General features: G+C 67.4%; 20 protein-coding genes and 1 tRNA gene. 10 read left to right on the top strand and 11 right to left on the bottom strand.

Annotated features, from left to right (window positions below; all coding sequences use genetic code 11):
• Complete coding sequence (locus KOI35_RS28390; RefSeq protein ID WP_308121185.1) at window positions 1-1,197, bottom strand: CehA/McbA family metallohydrolase; 1,197 nt, start codon at window positions 1,195-1,197, stop codon at window positions 1-3.
• Window positions 1,198-1,284: 87 nt separating this feature from the next.
• Window positions 1,285-2,055 carry a hypothetical protein gene (locus tag KOI35_RS28385; RefSeq protein ID WP_215791699.1) on the bottom strand — a complete coding sequence of 257 codons (771 nt, stop codon included), beginning with the start codon at window positions 2,053-2,055 and terminating at the stop codon, window positions 1,285-1,287.
• A 168-nt stretch (window positions 2,056-2,223) separates the two neighbouring features.
• Between KOI35_RS28385 and KOI35_RS28380 the strand changes: the two genes are divergently transcribed.
• The 3 genes from KOI35_RS28380 to KOI35_RS28370 all read left to right on the top strand — a co-directional run bounded on the left by KOI35_RS28380 (window position 2,224) and on the right by KOI35_RS28370 (window position 6,395).
• Window positions 2,224-4,206 (top strand): glycosyl hydrolase family 28-related protein, encoded by a 1,983-nt coding sequence (locus tag KOI35_RS28380; protein ID WP_215791698.1) that lies wholly within the window; start codon window positions 2,224-2,226, stop codon window positions 4,204-4,206.
• A 94-nt stretch (window positions 4,207-4,300) separates the two neighbouring features.
• Window positions 4,301-5,200, top strand: coding sequence for an NAD-dependent epimerase/dehydratase family protein (locus KOI35_RS28375; protein WP_246613912.1), 900 nt, complete (start codon window positions 4,301-4,303; stop codon window positions 5,198-5,200).
• A 34-nt stretch (window positions 5,201-5,234) separates the two neighbouring features.
• Window positions 5,235-6,395: an MFS transporter gene (locus tag KOI35_RS28370; RefSeq protein ID WP_308121184.1), complete on the top strand. Its 1,161-nt coding sequence runs from the start codon at window positions 5,235-5,237 to the stop codon at window positions 6,393-6,395.
• On the opposite strand, the gene KOI35_RS28365 is transcribed toward KOI35_RS28370, so the two are convergent.
• On the bottom strand, window positions 6,367-6,840 hold the full coding sequence (locus KOI35_RS28365; protein WP_215791697.1) for a MarR family winged helix-turn-helix transcriptional regulator: 474 nt from the start codon (window positions 6,838-6,840) through the stop codon (window positions 6,367-6,369). The two genes, KOI35_RS28370 and KOI35_RS28365, sit on opposite strands and share 29 nt — an antisense overlap.
• A gap of 72 nt (window positions 6,841-6,912) precedes the next feature.
• Here KOI35_RS28365 and KOI35_RS28360 point away from each other — a divergent pair, with 72 nt between their 5' ends.
• A complete protein-coding gene (locus tag KOI35_RS28360; RefSeq protein WP_215791696.1) occupies window positions 6,913-8,475 on the top strand; it encodes a DHA2 family efflux MFS transporter permease subunit in 1,563 nt (520 codons plus the stop codon).
• Window positions 8,476-8,481: 6 nt separating this feature from the next.
• Here KOI35_RS28360 and KOI35_RS28355 read toward each other — a convergent pair whose 3' ends face one another.
• Entirely contained in the window at window positions 8,482-8,820 is a 339-nt protein-coding gene (locus KOI35_RS28355) for a nucleoside triphosphate pyrophosphohydrolase family protein (protein WP_246613911.1), read from the bottom strand.
• 19 nt (window positions 8,821-8,839) lie between these two features.
• Here KOI35_RS28355 and KOI35_RS28350 point away from each other — a divergent pair, with 19 nt between their 5' ends.
• From KOI35_RS28350 to KOI35_RS28335, 4 genes are all read left to right on the top strand, one after another.
• Complete coding sequence (locus KOI35_RS28350) at window positions 8,840-9,595, top strand: beta/alpha barrel domain-containing protein (protein WP_215791694.1); 756 nt, start codon at window positions 8,840-8,842, stop codon at window positions 9,593-9,595.
• Window positions 9,596-9,700: 105 nt separating this feature from the next.
• The gene (locus KOI35_RS28345) at window positions 9,701-10,273 is read left to right on the top strand and encodes a SigE family RNA polymerase sigma factor (protein ID WP_215791693.1); all 573 of its coding nucleotides are present in this window, start codon (window positions 9,701-9,703) and stop codon (window positions 10,271-10,273) included.
• Window positions 10,270-10,986 (top strand): hypothetical protein, encoded by a 717-nt coding sequence (locus tag KOI35_RS28340; protein WP_215791692.1) that lies wholly within the window; start codon window positions 10,270-10,272, stop codon window positions 10,984-10,986. The genes KOI35_RS28345 and KOI35_RS28340 overlap by 4 nt, the downstream gene beginning before the upstream one ends.
• A 93-nt stretch (window positions 10,987-11,079) precedes the next feature.
• Window positions 11,080-11,961, top strand: a complete 882-nt coding sequence (locus KOI35_RS28335) for a hypothetical protein (RefSeq protein WP_215791691.1) — start codon at window positions 11,080-11,082, stop codon at window positions 11,959-11,961.
• On the opposite strand, the gene KOI35_RS28330 is transcribed toward KOI35_RS28335, so the two are convergent.
• The 4 genes from KOI35_RS28330 to KOI35_RS28315 form a co-directional block, all read right to left on the bottom strand.
• Window positions 11,878-14,271 carry an AAA family ATPase gene (locus KOI35_RS28330; protein WP_215791690.1) on the bottom strand — a complete coding sequence of 798 codons (2,394 nt, stop codon included), beginning with the start codon at window positions 14,269-14,271 and terminating at the stop codon, window positions 11,878-11,880. The two genes, KOI35_RS28335 and KOI35_RS28330, sit on opposite strands and share 84 nt — an antisense overlap.
• A gap of 1 nt (window position 14,272) precedes the next feature.
• Window positions 14,273-14,926, bottom strand: a complete 654-nt coding sequence (locus KOI35_RS28325) for a hypothetical protein (RefSeq protein WP_215791689.1) — start codon at window positions 14,924-14,926, stop codon at window positions 14,273-14,275.
• Window positions 14,927-15,054: 128 nt separating this feature from the next.
• Window positions 15,055-15,792 (bottom strand): hypothetical protein, encoded by a 738-nt coding sequence (locus KOI35_RS28320; protein ID WP_215791688.1) that lies wholly within the window; start codon window positions 15,790-15,792, stop codon window positions 15,055-15,057.
• A 51-nt stretch (window positions 15,793-15,843) separates the two neighbouring features.
• Window positions 15,844-15,916: transfer RNA gene (locus tag KOI35_RS28315), tRNA-Arg, on the bottom strand.
• A 238-nt stretch (window positions 15,917-16,154) separates the two neighbouring features.
• Here KOI35_RS28315 and KOI35_RS28310 point away from each other — a divergent pair.
• Both KOI35_RS28310 and KOI35_RS28305 read left to right on the top strand, forming a co-directional pair.
• Entirely contained in the window at window positions 16,155-16,610 is a 456-nt protein-coding gene (locus KOI35_RS28310; RefSeq protein WP_215791687.1) for a hypothetical protein, read from the top strand.
• A gap of 827 nt (window positions 16,611-17,437) precedes the next feature.
• Window positions 17,438-17,683 (top strand): hypothetical protein, encoded by a 246-nt coding sequence (locus tag KOI35_RS28305; RefSeq protein WP_215791686.1) that lies wholly within the window; start codon window positions 17,438-17,440, stop codon window positions 17,681-17,683.
• Window positions 17,684-17,830: 147 nt separating this feature from the next.
• Here the strand turns inward: KOI35_RS28305 and KOI35_RS28300 are convergent, their stop codons facing one another.
• From KOI35_RS28300 to KOI35_RS28290, 3 genes are all read right to left on the bottom strand, one after another.
• Window positions 17,831-18,190: a nucleotide pyrophosphohydrolase gene (locus tag KOI35_RS28300; RefSeq protein ID WP_308121217.1), complete on the bottom strand. Its 360-nt coding sequence runs from the start codon at window positions 18,188-18,190 to the stop codon at window positions 17,831-17,833.
• A 37-nt stretch (window positions 18,191-18,227) separates the two neighbouring features.
• The gene (locus KOI35_RS28295) at window positions 18,228-20,936 is read right to left on the bottom strand and encodes an ATP-binding protein (protein WP_246613942.1); all 2,709 of its coding nucleotides are present in this window, start codon (window positions 20,934-20,936) and stop codon (window positions 18,228-18,230) included.
• A 78-nt stretch (window positions 20,937-21,014) separates the two neighbouring features.
• Window positions 21,015-21,341 (bottom strand): hypothetical protein, encoded by a 327-nt coding sequence (locus KOI35_RS28290; protein WP_215791684.1) that lies wholly within the window; start codon window positions 21,339-21,341, stop codon window positions 21,015-21,017.
• Window positions 21,342-21,400 lie beyond the last annotated feature (59 nt).

Here is a 21,400-nt window from a genome sequence, read left to right as displayed (position 1 = left end):
TTATCGGCCGGACGGGTGGCGAGTTGACGACTTGGCCGGAGTTGATCCGCCGGTCAGCCACCACGGGCTCGAATAGGCGAGGGCGAAGTCGTTGCTGACGTGCCCGATCGGGCCGGGTGTCGCGTTGTCCCGGTTCGGGTCGGCGATCCGCAGAACCACCCAGTCACCGTCGGCAACATCGAGCGGCACGGTGAACCGGACGACCTGGCTCTCGTCCAGGTCCTGCAGGTGTACGACCTCGGGTGCGGCCGGGCCGGGCCGGAGCACCTGCACACGCAGCGGGTGGCCGGCCGCCTCCGGGCCGCGGTCGAGGTCGAGGCGGAACGTCACGTCACCCTTGGCGATCGGCAGACGACCGCCCATCCGTACGCCGGCGGCCGTCGCGTCCAGGCGCAGCCCCTTGACCCGGCTGGCGAAGAAGCGGCGGGCCCGCATCGCGGCCAGCACCCCGGCCCGCGTGTTCTCGGTGACCCACAGCCCGGTCAGCCCCTTGCCACGGTCTTTGCCCCAGTCGAAGCCGTGCTCGTCGGCGACCCCGGACAGCCCGGTCCGCCAGCCCGCGTTCAGACAGGCGACCAGCGGCGAGGTGCGCTGCGGCCAGCCTTCGAAGAGGTAGTCGTCCTCGTTGTTGAACATCTCCAGCGCGACCATGTGTTCGGCGACCCGGGGGTCGTACGCGAAATCGCCGAACCGCTCCCGCTGCCGCCCCGGATGGTTGAAGCTGGCCACCCCGGTGGTGCCGGCGAGCCAGTCGTAGACGGTCGTCATGCTGGTCACCCCGCCCGCGCCGAGGAAGCCGTCGGTGCCCCAGACGTTGACGTGGCCGAGGTGGTTGTGCGACCACTCGAAGCCCCGGATCGACGTGAAGGCGCCGGTCTGGTCGGCCAGTTCGGTCAGTTTGCCGATCTGCTGCCACTTGGCCGTGGTGATGCCGGTGAAGCCGGAGTCGGTGGCGTGGTCGGTCAGCGCGGCGACGTCGAGCCCGGCCGAGCGCATCGACGCGTAGGCCAGTTCGGGTTCGCCCAGCCCGTCCGACAGAAGTGTGTGATTGTGCAGGTCAGCGTAGGCGAGCGTGGTGCCGCGGCTGACTCGCGAGGTGCGGCCGGGCGCGGCCTGGGCGCTGCCCGGCACGGCGGCCCCCACGAGGAGGCCGCCGGCTCCGGCCAGCAGGGATCGACGGGAAATGTTGTCGCTCACCCCACGAGCATGACCAACGAAACTGGAAGAAACCGGTAATTCGGCCGCGACCGCGCCGGATTGGTCCATACGGGGTCAGTTGGACAGCTATCGCGTGGCCTGCCACAGGCTGTCACTCGTCGCCATCACCACACTGTCGCCCCGCTCGGCCACGGCGATCGAGGGCTTCCCGTCAACGTCAAAACCGGTTTCCCGTACGCCCGTAGGCGGCGCGACGCTCGTCCACCGACCGTCGTCGACGATCCAGGCGGCCGTCTGCTGGTCGGCGCCCGTTCCCGTGATCGACCAGCCGCCGTCCGGCCGCGCGCCAACCGCCAGAGCGGCCGTGCCCGCGATGTCCGACTCGCTCAACGTGAACGTCTTGCCGTCCGGCGAGAACCAGGCCGCCGCACCGCTGGTCCGGATGCCCACGATCGCAAACCCCTCGGCTCCGGCGGCGATCGGCCCGACGCCGACGGCCTCGTCTCCGCCGTAGGTCTCGAAGGGAGCGGCGTTCTCGACGATCCGCTCCCCGTCGAGCCGCCATGTGCTGACGCGGGGATTGCCGTGAGCGCCGCCCGGAACGGCGCCGACCATTGCCACCCGGCCCGCCGCGCAGGCCATGCTCCGGATTTCCTGTCGCGGCCCGTAGTAGCTGCTCGGCAGCGGGTCGAATCGGACCGCTGACCACGCTCCCGACCCGCCGTCGGTCCACGCGGCCGGGCGCATCTCGGTGGCGCTGGTCCGCACGGCGCCCACGGCCCACCACGTACCGCCGCAGTCGGCGACGTCGGTCAGGGTCACCGGGCCGTCGGCGGGCAGATCGATCCGCGTCCACGCGGGCTCCTGCGGCGACTTGCTGCAAGCGGCGACCAGCAACACGACGAGCGTGCAAGAAACCGAGCGCTTCACGTAAGCACCGAGCAATCTGACGAAAACTTCGGACTGAACCTTGTGGACTGCGTCACAGCAATCTTATGGTCACTCCACCCCACCCGGCGCCCGTCCCGCCGCGGGGAACGCTCCCCTCGAGAAAGAGCCGCCTCGATGCCTATATCGATGAGACGGCCGGCCGTCCTGGCCGTTGCCGTGCTGAGCGCCGCCGCGCTCCTTCCGTCCCCCGCTGTCGCCGCGCCCACCACCACGCCGGTCACCCGCGCCGGCCTCGACCCGGCGCTGGTGGCCGGTCGGGGCGCGAGCGTCAACTTCCTCGAGCAGGAAGCCGAGAACGCCAAGACCACCGGCACGGTCATCGGCCCGAGCCGGGAGGCCTACACGCTGCCCGCCGAGGCCTCCGGCCGTTCCGCCGTCCGCCTCACCCCGGGTCAGTACGTCGAGTTCACGCTGCCCAAGGCAGCCAACGCGATCACCGTGCGCTACAGCATCCCCGACTCGGCCACCGGCGGCGGGCTCACCGCCCCGCTCGCCGTCAAGGCCGGCAGCGTGTCCCGCTCGATGACGCTGACCTCGCAGTACTCGTACCTCTACAACCAGTATCCGTTCACCAACGACCCGAACGCCGACCTGCTGCACCCGGACTGGTGGATCACCGAGTGCGCCTGCGTGCCCGCCGCGACCACTCCGGCGCCCGAGATCACCAAGCCGTTCCGGCCGTTCCACTTCTACGACGAGCAGCGCCTGTTGCTCGGGCGTACGGTCGCGGCCGGTGAGAAGGTGCGTCTGACCGCGTCGTCGGCCGTGCCGTGGACGGTCATCGACCTGCTCGACTCGGAACAGGTCGGTCTCCCGTACGTCAACCTGATCGCGGCCAACGTGCTGGCCTTCGGGGCGGACCCGACCGGCAAGCGCGACTCCGCCCCGGCGATCGACAAGGCCATCGCGTTCGCGAAGAAGACCAAGCTCAAGGTCTACATCCCGCCGGGCGTCTATCAGGTCAACCGCCACATCGTGGTCGACAACGTGACCATCGAGGGCGCCGGCAACTGGTACACGACCATCAAGGGCCGCGAGGTCGCCCTGAGCACACCCGCCCCGGACGGATCGGTGCACACCGGGGTCGGTTTCTACGGCAAGGACGCGGCCGACGGTGGCAGTCGCAACGTGCACCTGTCGGGATTCGCGATCCAGGGCGACGTACGGGAAAGAATCGACACCGACCAGGTCAACGGCGTCGGCGGGGCGATGAGCGACTCGAGCGTCAAGGGTCTCTACATCCAGCACACCAAGGTCGGCCTGTGGTTCGACGGCCCGATGACCGGCACCCGGATCGAGAACAACATCGTCGTCGACCAGATCGCCGACGCGCTCAACTTCCACACCGGAGTCACGAACTCGGTGGCCCGCAACAACTTCGTCCGCAACAGCGGTGACGACGGGCTGGCCATGTGGGCCGAGAAGACCACCAACGCGGGCAATACGTTCGACCGCAACACCGTGCAGACGCCGGTGCTGGCCAACGGCATCGCGATCTACGGCGGTAAGGACATCACCGTCTCGAACAACCTGGTCGCCGACCCGATCCGCGAGGGCAGCGCCCTGCACGCCGGTTCCCGCTTCGGCGCCGAACCGTTCACCGGCACGCTGCGGTTCGTGGACAACACGACCGTACGGGCGGGAACTTTCGAATTGAACTGGAAGATCGGTCTGGGCGCGATCTGGATCTACGCGCTCGACAAGAGCATCGATGCCGACATCCAGGTCACCGGCGACCACTACCTCGACAGCACGTACAACGCGATCATGATGGTCTCGGAGTGGTCGGTGAAGGATCTCTACTCGATCCCGAACGTGCACTTCAAAGACCTGAGGATCGACGGCACCGGTACGAGCGTGCTCAGTGCCCGGGTCGCGGGCGGTGCGTCGTTCGAGAACGTGGACGCCCGTAACGTCGGCGCGGTCGGCGTGAACAACTGTGGCAAGTTCGGCTTCCCGGCCACCGGATCCGAGTTCACCGTCACCGACCGTGGTGGCAACGACGGCGGCTGGCTCGCCCCGTGGCTGCTGCCGAACACGATCACCTGTGACGACCGTCCGCCGGTGGTGGCTCCTCCGGCGCCCTCTCCCTGGTAGTTCCGGATCGGGCCCGCTCTGCTCGAACGATTCGGGCCGGGCGGGCCCCTCTTGGTAGCCTCTCGATCGGGAGTCGTCAGTCGGGAGAAGTGCGTTGAGTCAGACACTGTTGGTCACCGGTGGTGCTGGGTTTGTCGGTTCTGCCCTGATCAAATCGCTGCTCGAAGACTTCCCGGCGGCCGCGGTGGTGTCGCTCGACAACTACTTCACCGGCGTCCCGGAAAACCACGTGAACGACCCCCGGGTCACCTACCTCGACGGCTCGACCGTCGACCTGGCCAAGATCTGGGCCGACCGTGGCCTGCCCCGCCCCGAGATCGTGTTCCACCTCGGCGAATACTCCCGCATCGTCACGTCGTTCGAAGACCACGACCTGACCTGGGACTTCAACCTCCTCGGGACCAAAGAGGTGGTCAAGTTCGCCTCGGCCCACGGCGCCAAGCTGATCTACGCGGGTTCGAGCTCGAAGTTCGGCAACGACGGGCAGGACGAAAACCTCAACCCGTACGCGTGGACCAAGGCCAAAAACATCGAGTACATCAAGAACTACTCGAGTTGGTACGGCCTCGACTACGCGATCACCTACTTCTACAACGTCTACGGGCCCGGCCAGATCACCAGCGGCAAGTACGCCACCGTGATCGGCATCTTCGAAGACAAGTACCTCAAGGGCGAGCCGCTGCCGGTGGTGTCGCCCGGCACCCAGACCCGCGACTTCACCCACATCGACGACATCGTCCGCGGCATCGTGCTGGTCGCCCACAAGGGCAGCGGCGACGGTTACCTGCTCGGCGCCGGCCACGAGTGGCCGATCATCGAGGTGGCCGAGATGTTCGGTGTGCCCTACGAGCTGACCCCGGCCCTGCGCGGCGAGCGCACCCGCGGCCAGGCCGACACCACCAAGGCCGGCGAGCTCGGCTGGACCCCGTCGGTGCGGCTCGTCGACTATGTCGCCTCGTTCGTGGCGACCCATGAGTTCGGTCACTCCGCGTAGCCATTGCTGCTCTCGCCCGAGTTGACTGGCGGGAGTGCTGACCTTCGTCCTCGCGGCGGCCTGCGGCCTGACCGTGGCCAACCTGTACTACGCCCAGCCCCTGCTCGACCTGGTGGCCGGCACGTTCGGGGTGAGCCAGGGCGCGGCGACCATCGTGGTGACGCTGACCCAGGCCGGATATGCGGTCGGGCTGCTCTTCCTGCTGCCGCTCGGTGACCTGATCGAGAACCGCAAGCTGGTCACCCGCCTGCTGGCCGGGACGGCGAGCGCTCTGCTGTTGGCTGCGCTCTCTCCCGCGTACGGGATGTTCCTCGGGGTGGCGATTTTGATCGGTGTCACGTCGGTCGTCGCGCAGATCCTGATCCCGCTCGCATCGCATCTGGCTCCCGCGGAGCGGCGCGGGGCGATGGTCGGCAAGGTGATGAGCGGGCTGCTGCTGGGGATCCTGCTTGCCCGTACTGTGTCGTCGCTGGTCGCCGAGGCGTGGGGCTGGCGCGCGATCTACTTCATCTCGGCCGGCCTGATGGTCGTGCTGGCCGTGGTGCTGCATCGGATGCTGCCGCTCGTGGGTGTCAGCAGTGGCAGCTACGGTTCGCTGCTTCGCTCGGTGTTCGCCCTGGCCCGGTCCTCGCGGCCGCTGCGCCGACGGGCGCTCTCGCAGGCCATGATGTTCGGGGCGTTCACCGCCTTCTGGACGGCGATCGGCTACGAACTGATCGACGAGCACGGTTTCTCCCAGACGCAGATCGCCGTGTTCGCCCTGATCGGCGCGGGTGGCGCTCTCGCCGCTCCGGTGGCCGGCCGGCTGGCCGACCGCGGTCACGGCCGGTGGGCCAGTGGTGCGGCTCTGGCGCTGGCGTCGCTGACCCTGGTGCTCGCGGCCGTGGGTCACCGCAGCGTGATTGCGCTGGCCGTGGCCGGGGTGCTGCTCGACTTCGCCGTGCAGGCCCATCAGGTGCTGAGCCAGCACGAGATCTTCGCCTTGCGGGACGGCGCGCGAGCCCGCATCAACACCGTCTTCATGACCACCGTCTTCACCGGCGGCGCGGTTTCGTCGGCGTTGACCGGGGCGCTGCATCATGCGTACGGCTGGATCGGCGCCTGTGTCCTCGGAGCCGTGCTGCCGCTGATCGGCCTGGCCGTGTGGGCTACCTCGTTCTCCCGGCCTAGGACCGCGGTGCTGACACCTCTTTGATGTAGTCGTTCATCGTGGTGCTGACGTCGCCGAGGAAGCGCTCGATCTCGGCCAGCACCTCGGGCGGATAGCTCGCCATCATCTCGCCCATGCGTTCGGTGAGCGGGCCGAAGAAGCTGTCGACCAGTGCATCCACGCCCGGCGTGGCCCGCAGGGTGACCAGGCGACGGTCGGCGCTGTCGCGGACCCGCACGATGTGGCCGGCCTCTTCGAGCCGGTTGAGCAGTGACGAGGTCGCCCCGGCGGTCAGCCCGATGCGTTGACTCAGCTGCGACTGCGTCAGCGGCGCGCCGTGATCGTCGGCCTCGAGGATCTCGATGAGTGCCTTGGCGTCGCTCTGATGCTGACCCATGGCGATGCCGAGCCGTCGGCCGAGCTCGGTGTAGGCGATGCCGTGGCTCCGCAGCCCGGCCAGTAGCCGGTCGCGCTGAGCATGTGTGGTCACCTCCAGAAGATATCACTGTCAAATAGTTTGATCGCGTGATAGTTTGACGATGTTACTAATTGGGGAGCGGGTATGACGGCGGAGACGCGTAAGTGGCTGGGGTTGGTCGGGATCGCACTCGGCGTCGCGATGATCGTGGTCGACACGACGATCGTGAATGTGATCACGCCCGCGGTCATCGAGGACCTCGGCGTCAACTCGACGCAGGCCCAGTGGATCCAGGAGTCGTACGCGATCGTCTTCGCCGCCCTCCTGCTGATCTTCGGACGCGTGGCCGACCTGGTCGGTGCCCGCCGCGTGTTCGCCCTCGGCGTGCTCGTCTTCGGCGTCACCAGCCTGCTGGCCGGGCTGGCCCCCACCGGCGAGGTGCTGATCCTGGCCCGGTTCCTGCAGGGCGCGGGCGGGGCGATGCTGCTGCCCACCTCCCTCTCGCTGCTGAACCAGACGTTCACCGGCAAAGAGCGGGGTCAGGCGTACGCGGTCTGGGGCTCCACGATCGGCGCGGCCACCGCGGTCGGCCCGGTCATCGGTGGCTGGTTCGCCGAGCACGCGAGCTGGCGGTGGGCGTTCGGCATCAACGTCCCCCTGGTCGTCCTGATCTTCATCCTCACTGTGGTCTTCATCGCGCCGTCGCCGCGGTCGGCCGGGCGCATCGACGTCCCCGGCGCGCTGCTGTCGGTGGCCGGGCTCGGCGCACTCGCGTACGGCTTGGTCGAAGGCCGCACCTACGGCTGGGTGACCAGCATCGGCGGCACGGACATCGCGGGCCTGTCCCCGGTGTTCTTCGCCCTGATCGTCGCCGCGGTCACGCTGACCCTCTTCGTGCTGAGGCAGGTGCGGCTCAGCCGGGACGGCCAGCCCCTGATGGACACCCGCCTGTTCCGCATCCCCTCGTTCCGCAACGGCAACATCGCCACGGTGATCATCGGGCTCGGCGAGTTCGGTATCGTCGCGGTGCTCCCGCTCTGGCTGCAGTTCACCCTCGGCTACACGTCACTGCAGGCCGGCGCCGCTCTCGTGCCCCTCGCGGTGGGAAGCTTCGTCGCCAACGGCATGAGCTTCGGGCTGTCATCGCTGTCCGCGCTGACCTTCGTACGGCTGGGTCTGGCCCTGGAAGCAGCCGCGCTGGCCGGCCTGGCTGTGATCGCCGCCGCGACCTCAGCCCCGTGGTGGTCGATCGCGATCGCCATGTTTATCTACGGCATCGGCGTGGGCTTCGCCACCGCGCAGGTCACCAACGTGGTCCTGGCCGACGTCCCCCTGACCGAAGCGGGCCAGGGCTCCGGCATCCAGTCCACGTTCCGCCAGCTCGGTTCGGCGCTGGGCATCGCCGTACTCACGACGGTCTTCTTCTCCACCCTGGGCCACCAGGTCAAAGACACGCTCACGACGGCCGGTCAGCTTCCAGCCGCCCAGATCGACGGCTACGCGTCCGCAGTCACCGACAGCGCCGGCGCCGTGATCGCCCCCTTGGCAGCCAATCCCGCCACCGCAAGTGTCGCCGAGGCCGCCCGAAACGCCATGGCCGACGGCATCGCATTGGGTGCTTTTATCGCCGCGGGCTTGCTGCTGCTCGGCCTGCTGGCCACCCTGCTCATCCCGGCAAACCGCCCTCAGCCTGAGCTGGTGCACTGACCTCGTTCAACGGTTGTCGCCACTACCGCCAAGCTGGCCGCGGCTCTGCCGGTCGGCCAGCTTGGCCAGATTGGCCGTGGCGATGTCGTCCAGCGACAGATCGAGGTAGTCGGCCAGCACGGCCAGATACCAGAGCACGTCACCCAACTCCTTGGCGACACCGGCCCGGTCGATCCGTGACTCGTCGCTGTCGAGGTCGCGAACCCACTTCTTGAACTTCTCGGCCACCTCACCGGATTCGCCGACCAGCCCGAGCACGAGGTGCAGCAGCTCGTTCTGCTTGTCGCGGGGAGCCGCCGTGAACAACGCGCGCCGCTGATACTCGTCCAGTTCCACGGTCGACATCATCGTTCATGATGTGGCGATGCAACCTGGCCGGGAAGCCGATCGTCTGGGCCGAGGTGCCAGGGCGCCGTGGGAGAACAAGCTGATCAAGGTGGATCGCGTCCGTTCGGTGGACGAAGCCATCGCGCTGGAAAAGCTGGGGACAGACCTGATCGGGGTTGATCTGGCGCCCGATCCACGGTTTGACGACGGTCGGGAGATCACGGTCGAGCAGGCCGTTGAGATCGACACGGCGCTGTCACGTGCGTCGCTCGTGCCGGTGATGAATCTGGACGACGACCCAGGCCGAATCGTGCAGACCGCTCAAGCCGTCCATGCTCGGATGGTGCAGCCGGTTCGGCGAGCTGTCCTCTCGGCCGACGTGCGGGCCGGCCTCAGCGAAGCCGGAATCGGAATCGTGTGCGCCGGCATCGAGATCGCCCACGACGACGACCCGGGCTGGGTGATCAGCGACTACACGGCGCAGCCCGACCTCGAGGTGTCCTTCTTCCAGGCCGACGTGCTGCCGGAGTATCACGACTCGTGGGCGTTCCTGCGCGACCGCGCGCCCGAGTACGAGCAGGAGTTCCAGGTCACCGACTTGAACGACCTCGCCATCGCTCATCCGCTGCTGGTCGGCCTGGACTTCACTGCGGACAACGTGCGGGAGATCGCTGACACCCTTTCGCCCGTACGCGGGTGGGTCTTCACCCTCGGCGAACGTGCCCGCCGGGGTGGCGTCCGCTTCCACTCCTATGCCGATGCGCTCACCACGCTTGAAGCGCTGAGAGGGTGATTGGTCGACGGCGAGCCTCGTCTCGACCGTACGGAAACCTCGGGGTTGAGAGAGTGCGCTTCACCAGCTGAGGCTGAACTGGAAGCCCAGGTTCATGATGGGCCGATGCAACCTGGCCGGGAAGCCGATCGTCATCGGGGTGTGAGACGAGACAGAGGCTCGGGCCGGACCGAGCGAGACGAGCAGTTCCACGATTTCGTGGTCAGCCGGCGACCTCGGCTTCTGCACACGGCGACCCTGCTGACCGCAGGCGACACGCACCTGGCCGAAGACCTCGTTCAGGCGGCACTCACAAAGCTCTACGTCGCCTGGCCGGCCTTCCAGCGGGCCGACAACCCGGACGGATATGTCCGGCGTGTGCTGGTGAATGCGTTGATCGACGAGAAGCGGCGGATCTGGCGGCGCCGGGAGCAGACCATGGCTGTGCTCCCCGACGTCGTCGGCGATACGCCCACCGGCTCTGGCCTTGCCGGTGAGGCCGTGAAGCAGGCGCTTCGCGAGCTGCCACCCCGGATGCGGGCGGCGGTTGTCTTCCGTTACTTCTACGACCTCGATGTGGCAGCGACCGCGGACGCGCTGAGCTGCTCGGAGGGCAACGTCAAAAGCCAGACCGCCCGGGGCCTGGATCGTCTCCGTGCCGCACTACCCACTTTTTCCAGCCAGGGAGCCACCCCATGAACGACCTGCGGGATCACCTTCAGCAGATCGCCGGGCCGATGACCACCATTTCCTCTGATCAGGTCGAAGCGGACCTGACCCGCGGCCGCCGCGCCCTGCGCCGTCGCCGCCTTGTGCAGACCACCGCCGGCTCCGCGTTCGGCGTCGCCGCACTGGCCGCCGCGATCGCGGTCGCCACTACTGGCGGTCCCACCACCGCCCCGGTTTCACCGGAACGACCGGCCAGTGTGCAGCTGGTCGCCTACAAGGGCGAGCAGCCCAAGGGCTTCACCGTCGACAAGGTGCCGGACGGCTGGTTCGTCCAGTCGAGCGAGCAGGGCTTCCTGACGATCGCCCCGAACAAGGCGAAGAACCCCGGCCCCGACGTCAACCCGTCCGAGGCCCCCGTCTACGACGCCGAATCGTTCGTCGACAAGATCGCCATCATGCTCGAGTCGAAGGACCAGAACGGCCCGTCCCGCGAGGGCAAGAAGGTCAAGGTCGGCGACCAGGAGGGCGTACTGCTGAAGAGCCTGCCCGGCATGAACCCGGATGGAACTGACACTCCGTCCGCGCCCGGCGGTGACACCGGGTGGGAGCTGTGGCTCAAGCAGCCGTCCGGCATCTACCTGATCGTCCAGGTCTGGCAGGGCCTGGGCCTGACCGAGTCCCAGATCGTCGAACTGGGTGCCGGCGTCCACGTCCACAAGGACGCCGTCCAGGGCGTCGGCTGACCTTTCCCCGCATGACAGGCCCGCGATTCCGGTCGCGGGCCTGTTGCCGTCCCGCCGCTGGTCGCTTTCGGATTCACCTGCCAGGATGCCGACATGACCGAGGGCTCCGCCGAGGCGCGTGCCGCCGAGATGGTGGCGGCGGTTCGGGATGATCCGGGGGAGCGGCTGTGCCTCGCCGCGCGGTTCTACGAGCGGCCGGGCATCAAGGCGTACCGGCGGGCCGAAGTTGCCTTCATGCGGTGGCAGATCCGATGTGGAGTGTTGCGGGCGCGGGGCGGTAGCGCGTGGTGGCGGGCCGTCAACGAGTCGCTGCTGCGGGACGCGGCCGAGGCTGACCTGCTCTTCGGTCGCACTAACAGCCCGAGCAACCGCAGCGTTGAGTTCTGGCTCGTCTTTCTGCGCGAGCCGTCACCCGAGCGGTGGTATCGGGCGCACAACTCGAGCATCGTGGCCGGCTATCTCCGGCATCACGCGCTGGTCGACGGCGAGGGCGAGCTCGAACGCTTCTTCATGGACGTCGCGCTGCTACGCGTGCTCTACGCGCACTGTCTGCTGCGAAGACCCCGGCTCGCGCTCGGCCGGCTCGCCCCGCTCGGCAAGCTGCTGGGCGACCCCCGAAGGCGCGGCGCCGACCTGTTCCTGTCGCTCAAGGACGTGCTGCCCGACGCCTATCCGCTGGCCAAGGTCGGCATCGACAAGGTGCTGGCCGACGAGAACTACCTGTCGCGGATCGTCGACTACGGCGTCATCGTGCCGCGTCTGCAGCAGCTCTACGAGCACTCCGCCGACGACCTGGACGAGCCCAGGCTCGCGAACCTGTGCCGGGACGGGTTCCCCGTCTATGCATGGTCCTATGACCAGCGGTACGTGTGGCGTACGGGGAAATCGCCTCTAGCCATCGGTCTCGCCCGAGCCGTTGCTGGGCCGGCGCCATTTGTCGAATTCGGTAGCGGCGGCAACCAGGACCGGCGGTGAGGAGCCGGGTAGGGGAGTGCTCAGGCCCGCGTGCTCACGATGGGCGCGTTGAGCGGCCCGGTGATAGCCCTCCAACTGCGAAATGAACGTCTCGTCGGCATAGACCGTGCCGTCGACCAAGGGGCCCGGCCGGCCCTCGAGCACCGCGATCACGTCCTCGCCGGCCAACGTCTTGTGCGTTTCCAGCGCGTGGGCCAGAGCCAGCACTTCGCGGCGGTTCTCTTTCAGAATCGCGGCCGTACGCTCGAGCATCTCGCCCAGGTTGTCCTCGATGCGGTCGGCCAGGGCCCGCCGTGCGGACAGTTCCTCCGAGCCTTTGGGCGGCCCGCTCGGAGTTCCCGTGCCCAGGCGGCTCGAATAAGCGTACGAGGAAACGGTTGAACCCATTCCCCACACGCCCTCCATGTTGGTCGCCACCGCGGTCGCCGATTCGAGGTCGCCCGAGACACCGGAGGAACTGTCGCCGTCGAAGAACATCCGCTCCCCGGCCAGCGACGCCAGCGAGACGTAGATGTCCGCCTCGTAATGGCTGCGCCACGTCGTGAACTGGTCTTCGGGCGGGATGCTGGCGACCATTCCCAGATAGCCGCTGCCCTTCTCGATCGTCGCGATGTCGATTTCCATGTGGTGCCGGCTGCGATAGGCGACGACGGCGTGGCAGGCCTCGTGCACCGCCACCGCGTGCCGTTCGCGCTCGATGTATTCCACGTTCTCGGCCGGGCCGAGTTCCTTGAGCTGCTTGGCCTTGATGATGTCGCCCCAGCCGATGGTGTCGCGACCGTTGCGAATGGCGGTGATCAGAGCCTCGTTCACCATGTCCTTGATGGTGGCGCCGGTCGCGTACGGGGTGATCGTGGCCAGCTTGTCGACCTGCTCGGGGGTGAGTTCGTGCTTCACCTTTTCGAGATAGCCCTCGTACGTACGGACGCGGCCCGCCTTGCTCGGATAGCCGACTTTGTAGATGCGGTCGATGCGTCCCGGCCGCAGCAATGCCTCGTCGAGCGCCTCGGGCAGGTTGGTCGCCATCATCACGAGGATGCGGTATTTCGGCGGCGGTTTCGGGCGCATGCCGAGGGCGCGGCGGACGTGGCGGTTGATGAACCCGCGCGGTTTCTTGAGGCCGGAGAGTTCGGTCAGCAGGGCTTCCAGGGTGCCCATGCCTCCGCCGCCGCCCATTCCGCCGCCGTACATCATCGCGCTTCGGGTGAGATCGAGCTGCGACCCCTGCGACAAATAGGACATCCCATTGCAGCCGTGATTGTCGAAAGGCGCCGGCGCTGGTGTCATGCCGCGCGGGAATCCGCCCTGCCCGCCCTGCGCCAGCGCACCCCGATTCCCCAGCGAGTCGGCCTCGTCGAAGAACACGATGACCCCGCCGTAGCGCAACGCGAGCTTCCGCAGTTTCCGGAACAGCCCCTTGACCTTCAGCACGCCCACACCGAAGAACATGTTGATGAAGGCGCCCGGGTCGACAAACACGTACGGCTTCCCGGTCTCGCCCGCCACCGCCTCGGCCATCAGCGTCTTGCCCGTCCCCGGCGGCCCCCACAACAGAATGCCGCCCGGCACATACCCGCCTTTGGCCTCGATCGCTTCCGGCCGCTCGAGATAGACAATATTTTCCCGTACGCGTTCCAGCACGTGATCCTGTCCCCACACGTCAGCGAATCGCGTCTTCACGTCGTCCGGGTAATAGACGTCGACGCCGCCCCGCGACAGGAACCAGAAAATCGCCGCGAACTGGCCCACGGCAATGAACAGAATGAAGATGACCTGCAGGAACATCGGTGCGGCGGACCACAGCAGGGCCGGCACCTGGAACAGGGCCAGAGCCGGCGACGTGTCCAGCACCGATCCTAGGATCAGCGCCACGACCGCGATGAAGACCAGCCACTTGAAGATCCGGATCAGCCGGAACCGCGTCCAGTCCGAGAAGACCCGATGCGACGTACGCTCGACGCCGCCGAAGATCCCGTGCGTCCACAGCCGGTGGTACCAGGAGGCGTGCTCGCTGATCAGGTAGTGCAGCTGCCGCAGCACCTCGACGCCGGCCAGCACCATCAGCGTGATGCCTTTGCCGTCGGTCAGCTGGTTTCGCAGCGCGTCCTGGAACGGCAGGATCGGGTTGTCCGCCATCGCCGCCCAGACCAGACAGAGCCACGCGACGGCGAAGAGCAGCAGGAATTTGATGCGGTCCCAGAGTGGGAGCTTCTTGCGGGTGATCCGTTCGCGTTGTTGCGGCCCTTCGTCCGGCGGCCGGAGGCCTTCGAGCGGTTCGACCGTCGTGTCAGCTCCTCGGCCGTCCGTCATGTCAGCTCCTCACCGTGAAGGACTTCGCGATCGTGTCCAGCTCGGACGACCGTTCGCGGAAACAGCTGGTCGAGCACCGAATGATCAGCATGTAGAACTTGCTGCCGTCGGTATTGAGAAGCGCCGTCTGATCGAACGTGTGCATCACGCCGCTGGCCAGCTCGTAGTCATAGACCACGTGGACGCCATGCAGCCCACCCTCCGGCGTGAGCACTTCGTCCTGAAGGAGCTCGAACCCACTCAGCCCCAGTGCGGCGCCCGCCGACGCCGACCGTGCTTCCTCGGTCACCGGCAGGAATGCGTTGCGCAACATATCGAGCGAGACGGCGTTCTGCTGAGGCTCATTCAGATCAGCCACCCGTACGTACACAATGGGCTGAAGTGTCGTCCCCGCGCTGAGCAGATGGTCGGCATCGGGCACTTCCGACGCGTCATAGGCCACCGACCACCAGGCCTTCTGACGCGCCTTCGAGGTCGCCGAGTCCGGATTGGTGCCGCTCAGCGTGTCATCCACGGAGTCGGTGTCGATCTCATGCCACTCATGCGGCACCTTGAAATAGGTCTGTTGCCCAGAGTTCTTGACGTACGTGAACTCGGGCGCCCCACACGCAGCCACCACCAACGCCAGAATCCCTACGACGAGGCCGGCCGCCACCGCTCGACTGGGTACATGAGACCAAAGCATCTGAGTCCACCGCTCTGACGCACACTGTCCGTACCGGCAGTATCACCCCGTGCTGTTACGAACTCGTACCGTACTTTTGGCCGAACCGTGCTTGCGGGTCATAGCCGGTCGTGCGCCGCGCGCAACGCCGCAGCTCGCGCCGTGTCAGCACCCTTACGCCAGCGGGCAAGTTCGGCGGCCAGCCCGTCGAGCTGCCGCGACACCTCACGCAATCCCTGGTCAGCGCCCGGCCCGAGCGTCCGGATGTTCCCCGTCTCCGGAACCGCCGGCACAGGCATCCCGACCGCCTTGGCCGCCCGCTCGACCTTCTTCCGAAGCCCCGGCCCGGCCGCCCGCACCTCGCCCACCAGTTCGGTCAGGCGCTGCCGCCCAAACTCGGCTTCGTGCCAGCTCTCCTGCTCCCGCTGCTTCGGAGCGGGCTTAGCCACCCCCGAGGCAATCCGAGTACTCAGCTGTTGGCAGGCGCGCAGAGCGTCATCACACGCCCGCACCGCCGCCACAAGCCCCTTGATCACCGGGTCATCGCGAACCAGCATCGGCTCGAGCATCCCGTTCACCCGGTCGGCATACTTCCCATACCGTTCGCGAGCCTCAGCCAGCGTCGTGTCGGCGGCTTTGCGCGAGTCCCGAGCCTGCCGAAACCGCTTGGCCCGGCCATCGTCAGCGCTGAACAGCCCACCAAGCAGCCGGTCACGCCAGTCCGACTCACCGGCCGACCGAGCCCGATCCTGGTCGGCGGCCTGAAGCGCCTCCTCCGCCGCAACGAGGTCAGCGTGGGCTCGCCTCAGCAGGGCGAGGTGGGGTGCCAGGAGGATGCGTTCCTCGTCGCTCAGCACCCACTCAAGCTAACGCGCGTGATCACCGCGCCGAGAAGCGCGCAGCGGAAGTGCCCCCGGTAGGAATCGAACCTACGACACACGGTTTAGGAAACCGATGCTCTATCCCCTGAGCTACGAGGGCCTACGGCCATATGGTACCTACCAGGGCGTTCTCACGCGTGCCCGGGCGTCCCAGGGGGTGCAAACGGGTAGTGCCGGACGACCGTCAGAGCGTTTCCCGCTGGTAGGAGCGTCGGCCGAGCGTATTCGAGCATCTGCGTTCAGGTTCTGGGCATTTTCGGACAGGGACCATGGCTGCCACGGGGTGCTAGCGGGTCGCAGAGCAACTGCGGAGCATGTATCGGCCTTAACATGGCGGCGTGGTTGGCCCTCTGGAACGTTGGTGTGACGAGACGTGCGGGATCTGTCCAGGTCAGGTTCTCGGGCCCGGGGAGTTCGACGTGGTCACGCGTCCGAGGACTGAGTTGACTTACAACCCGGAACTCGGCTGGCGGGCCACGCCAGGCGGGACACCAGTGTGTGTGCACCCGTTCCGCGTGGGCATGCCGCCGGGCGAGTACGCGTCAGCCGGCACACCGCTGCCGAGGCTCGACGCCGAGGCCGCACCGTTGTCTCCGCCGCCAGAAGCCTTCGTCATGCCGGACGCTCTGGACGATTTGGGCGCCTGGATGGTGGCGCATCTGAGGGTGGCTGGCCAGGACGAGATGTTTTCGGTGGTGACCCGTCTGGAGCGGCAGGCGGGTGAGCGATTCGCATCGGGCGAGGTCGTTGTTGTTCTGCGCCGAGTGCTGTCGGTAGAGCTCGCCCGCTCCTGACTGCGAGTTCAGCCCCGCGAACATCGAAGCCGCTGGTACGGCTTGCGCTGCGCCGACACTGCCGTACAGAACATTCAAGTGGACGCCGCGAGCGGTGCTCTCAAGGCGCGAATAACCGCGACTACAACCACCTTCAGCGAGAGTCGGAGTCATTGATGTTCAACTTTCAAACTCGAGTACGCGAATGCGTTCGGGTCGAGCCCCAAGCGAGGAACTCAGCGAAGCCGTTGCAAATTGACGATGGACGCCCACCCAGGTTGTTGCACTGACGCGCCGTCGACCTGGTCGGGTCGAATGAGGGCATCCCGACCGCGGAGGCTCTGAAGCTACGGGTCCGCACCTCAGGAGATGGGCATGACGAGCTAGCGCAGGCATGGCTGACCTCAGCAGTCGTTCCCCGGCTAGCTGTGGGCAGCGCCGGCACCAGCTCGTGTCGCGCTGCCCGACTCCAGGCGAAGCGACCAAGAGAGGCGATCCACCTCGAGTTGTGAGTTACGGCGTCTCAACCGAATGTGCGCGGTTGATTAAACGGCTACCGGCCAGGCAATTCCGACAGCGCGGCTGAAGGACTCCCCAGTGCTCAGCGCCGCGTGTAACGGTCGACAGTGAGGTGGATCACGACCGAAAATTTTAATCCTGTTTGCGACGCCGTGCCCGTTGCCGAAACCAGACTTCTAAGCAGTGTCAGGTGCCAATTGCCCGCGATTTCTAGCCTGTCTGAGTTCAAACGCGGGCGATAGCTATCTATTCAAATACAAGAGTTTGTGCGCCCTACGGTGATGACAGAACCGGATCACGGATGAAGTCATCTCGAAAGGTGAGCGCGAATGGGGACAGTTACGCCGGTCGCCGTGGCCGGTCGCTGCCACGCTCGTGGCTGCGACCGCAAGCGGTGCTACGCCAGTCAGAAACTCGCCGTACGGGAGCTGCGGTACATCCAGCTTCGGCGTGAGCGGCACAACCCGTACTTTCCGCGAGCCGTGTACTTCTGCCCACGACACGACGGCTACCACCTGACCTCTCAGGTCCGGAGCACGGTGTCGGCTGGTCACTACCGCACGGCGGCCGGGTGATAGACATTAGCGTTCGCGCACGGTCAGGGCGGCCGAGCAGGTCACCGAGGTGTGGCTGGCGAACCGGCGGTTGTCCGAGCACACCCGGGCGGCGTACCGATCTTGGCTGGTCGTTACGGGTCGTACTCGTCGCGATGAAGCATGCGGCTATGACGCTTGCGGGTTGTCGCTGCCGATCTTCGCTGCTGAGCTGTGGGAAGCCTCGACCGTGTAGCGGCGTGCGGCCTCGTTCAGTTTGTCCATGCCGGCTTGGACTAGGTCGATGCCGAGTACGTCAGCCAGACGTACGAGGTAGATGGTTACGTCGCCTATTTCGGCGCGGACTCGTGGGCCGAGGTTCTCGTCTGACATGACGGCCGCTGACTGTTCTGGCGTGAGCCACTGCAGCTCGGCCAGCAGTTCGCCGACCTCGCCGGCGAGCGCCATGCTCAGGTTCTTCGGCGTGTGGAACTGTTCCCAGTTGCGTTCCTCGGCGAACGCTCGCACCTGCGCCGTCAGATCTTCGATGGAAGACAAAGGTTCTACCTCGGTGGTGTTGTGCGGGTCAGGAGGCTAAGCGGCTGACGGCGGCGGCTCGGGTCGGGACGCCCAGCTTTGTGTAGATGCGAGACGCGTGGGTTTCTACCGTACGGATGCTCAAGTGGAGTTTTGCGGCTATCTCGGTGTTGGAGCGGCCGTCGGCGATCAGGGCCGCGATCTCGCTCTCCCGAGGTGTCAGGCCGACCGGGGGCAGCAGGCGGTGTGTCAGCTGCTGGATGCCGGCCGAGATTTCGGCGCAGTCCATTCGGCCGTTGAGTTGTTCGGCTCGGGTTAGGGCGGTGCGCGCCGCCCCGAAATCGCCGGAACGCTGGTGCATTGTGACTGCTGCCAGCCAGGCACGTGCGGCCATCACCAGCTGTTCGACCTCGGTCAGTAAAGCGGCGGCTGCTTCGGCCAGCGCCCCACCGCGTACGGGATCAGCAATTCCCTCGGCCAAAGCTCGCGCCAGCAACGCCGCCCCGCCGTTGGAGGCGCCCACGGTTTCGGCCAGGTCGGCCCAGTGGCGCGCCGACGCCGGGTCGGTCGCGAGGGCGCTCAGGGAAATGCAGGCCACCGTACGGTTGTGGGGATAGAGCCGCGTCAACGACGGCCCACCGCCGGCAGCTATCAGGTCGGCTGCGCCGCGTTCGTGGTCGCCGGACGCCAAGCGGGCGAAAGCCAGCATCGCCTGAGCGGTGGAGAGCCAACCCCGGCCGGCCGTGGCGGCGGCTACGGCCTGCTCGCCCGCGTCGATGGCGCCGGCGTGGTCGGTCGCGCATTTGAGCAGCCAGCACTTGGTGAGCAGGGCTAGCGAGAGCGGTTCGTCGGCGGCGAGCATTCGGGCTATGCCCACGGCCTCGTCGGCGTCGCGCATGGCGTCGGTGATGCGGCCCAGACGTGCTTGCATCAGGGCCTGCATGGCCAGCAGGTAAGGCAGCACGAAGCTGTGCCCGAACCGCACCGCGATCTGCCGACAGCGCCGCAGCCGGCGCAGTGAGTCGCTGGTGCCCTCGGCGTCGAGGCTGCTCCAGCACATCCACGCGCAGACGTCGAGGCGGGCGGCGATGTCGTCGTCGGAGAGGGTGTCGAGCAGGGCGGCGGTGGATTTGAGCGGTGGCTCGACGCCCGTCATCGAGCGGATTCCCTGGGCGATGGCGGCCACGGCACTGCCGGGAGCGGCGAGTTCGGAGGCTCGGTGCAGGCGTTCGTCGGCCTCGTACAGGTGGCCTCGGATCAACGCGTACGTGGCCAGCTGTAATAGGACGTCGGGGTCGGGGGGTTCGGCGGCCAGCAGGGCTTCGGCCTCCTCGTGCTGGCCGATCAAGCGCAGCAGCAGGCCGGTGTAGCCGACCGCGGCGGGGCGGGCGGGATCGCCGGGGGCGAGCAGCACGTCCAGGACGGTGCCCATGGTCTTGCGAGCTTCGGTGAGGAAACCGCTGGCGGCCTGGCGCTCGGCGAGGAAGATCGACAGGTCGGCGCGGCTGGGCAGGCCCGCCTCGGCGGTGTCGCCGGGCAGGAGGCAGAGGGCGGCCTGAGCCCAGTACGCGGCGGTGGCGGGAGCTTGCGGCCCGACCGCCTGCGCAGCGTCGACCAGGACCGTTGCGGCTCGGGCGTCGCCGAGGGTGGCCGAGCGGGCGACGTGGTGAGCGCGCGCTCGGGGTGGAGCGCCGACCCCTTCCAGGTAGGCGGCGGCGCGGGCGTGGGCGGCAAGCCGCCATCCGGCTGCGGCCGAGGCGTAGACCACATGCCGTACGAGGGGATGGCGGAACCGGAAACGCCCCGTGCCCGGCACCGCCTGCATGAGGTCACGGGCGACCAGGTCGTCGAGACAGCGCAGGACGGTGGCGTCGCGGAGTTCGGCGATCACGGCGAGCAGGGCCGGCTCGCATTCGTCACCGCCGACTGCGGCCGCCGACGCGAGCAGTCGGCTGTCCGGGTCGAGGGCGGAGAGTTCGGCGCTGAACGCGACTCTCACCTCCGCGGGCAGGGCCGCGATGGCCGGATCAAGGTCATCCAGAGTCCGTACGGTGCCCGCGCTCGTCGTCTCGTAGCGGCGCAACGCGTCCAGATAGAGCGGGTTCCCGCCGCTGAGACGGGTGAGCCGGGCTGCTTCGGCGGGGCCGGTGCCCAGCAGGTGCTCGACGTCGGCCTCGGACAGCGGACCCAAGGTCAGTCGCCGGCCACTCGACGCCAGCCGTGCCGGTGCCTGGGCCGGCCGATAAGCGAGAACGAGAAGCACCGGAGCGTCCGGCGGCTGCCGAATCAAATAGTCGATGAGGTCGATCGTCGCCGCGTCACACCAATGCACGTCGTCGAGGATCAGCACGAGGCCGCTCGGTTCGGCGAGGATTTCCAGGAGCTGCCGGATCGCCCGCAACGTGCGATAGCGCTCGCCCGCGTACACCTCGGAACCGTCCGGCAGTCCGTCGAGGATCGAACCCAGCCGACCGATGTCCTCTGTGGTCAGCCGCGACTGCAACAGAGAGGCGTTTTTCCGTACGTGGTGATCCAGCGCCTCGATTATCACGGCGAACGGCAGCTCCGACTCGAATTCCGTGGCGCGGCCGGTGAGCGTACGGAAAAGGGAATCGCGGGTTTGCCGGGCGATCTCGGCCAGCAGGCGGGTTTTGCCGATGCCGGGCTCGCCGACCACCTCGAGGACTTGGCTGCCGTCGGTGAGCGATTCCCAGGCGGCCTGGGCCGCTCGCCATTCTGATTCCCGACCAACCAGCATCGACACCCGGTAACCCCTCGCCAGAGGATCTTTCGGGCCATTGTTGCAACCCGGGGCGAGGGGCGGACCGGCGTCAGGTCACAGCCAGGGGCCGCTGCGGCAGCCGCGCCACGAGGCCGAGTCAGATCCGGCCGAATTCGAGACGGTGACGGAGACGACGGTGGACGCGGTGCAGGGGCCGGTGGTGGCGCGGCGTCCGTCCCAAGCGGGCATGGGGATGCCGTTGACCGACCAGCGAATCGACGTGGGGGCACCGCCGGAAAGGACGGTGGAGCACAGGTAGCGGTTCAGGCCAGATTCACAGTCGAGGTTGACGGAGGGCGCGGATACTGCTGCGTTGGCGGCGGTGGCTGTTCCGGCTACGGCCAGAAAAGCCGTGGCAGCGAGGATGCCAAGTCGGCGCATGGAGTCGTCCTTTTCCGTCGAGAAACAAGGGCCGGATCAGGTTGGCAGCTCAGACCGGA

It is taken from the genome of Paractinoplanes bogorensis, from assembly GCF_018829635.1.
In the GTDB taxonomy this organism is placed as follows: Bacteria; Actinomycetota; Actinomycetes; order Mycobacteriales; family Micromonosporaceae; genus Actinoplanes; species Actinoplanes bogorensis.
This window is presented reverse-complemented; position numbering and strand designations above follow the sequence as displayed.

Bases quoted from the DNA above. Each gene is read 5' to 3' on its own strand.
- KOI35_RS28380 (WP_215791698.1), top strand. From the start codon at position 2,224: ATGCCTATATCGATGAGACGGCCGGCCGTCCTGGCCGTTGCCGTGCTG.
- KOI35_RS28360 (WP_215791696.1), top strand. From the start codon at position 6,913: ATGACGGCGGAGACGCGTAAGTGGCTGGGGTTGGTCGGGATCGCACTC.
- KOI35_RS28355 (WP_246613911.1), bottom strand. From the start codon at position 8,820: ATGTCGACCGTGGAACTGGACGAGTATCAGCGGCGCGCGTTGTTCACG.
- KOI35_RS28350 (WP_215791694.1), top strand. From the start codon at position 8,840: ATGCAACCTGGCCGGGAAGCCGATCGTCTGGGCCGAGGTGCCAGGGCG.
- KOI35_RS28345 (WP_215791693.1), top strand. From the start codon at position 9,701: ATGCAACCTGGCCGGGAAGCCGATCGTCATCGGGGTGTGAGACGAGAC.
- KOI35_RS28340 (WP_215791692.1), top strand. From the start codon at position 10,270: ATGAACGACCTGCGGGATCACCTTCAGCAGATCGCCGGGCCGATGACC.
- KOI35_RS28335 (WP_215791691.1), top strand. From the start codon at position 11,080: ATGACCGAGGGCTCCGCCGAGGCGCGTGCCGCCGAGATGGTGGCGGCG.
- KOI35_RS28330 (WP_215791690.1), bottom strand. From the start codon at position 14,271: ATGACGGACGGCCGAGGAGCTGACACGACGGTCGAACCGCTCGAAGGC.
- KOI35_RS28305 (WP_215791686.1), top strand. From the start codon at position 17,438: ATGGGGACAGTTACGCCGGTCGCCGTGGCCGGTCGCTGCCACGCTCGT.
- KOI35_RS28295 (WP_246613942.1), bottom strand. From the start codon at position 20,936: ATGCTGGTTGGTCGGGAATCAGAATGGCGAGCGGCCCAGGCCGCCTGG.
- KOI35_RS28290 (WP_215791684.1), bottom strand. From the start codon at position 21,341: ATGCGCCGACTTGGCATCCTCGCTGCCACGGCTTTTCTGGCCGTAGCC.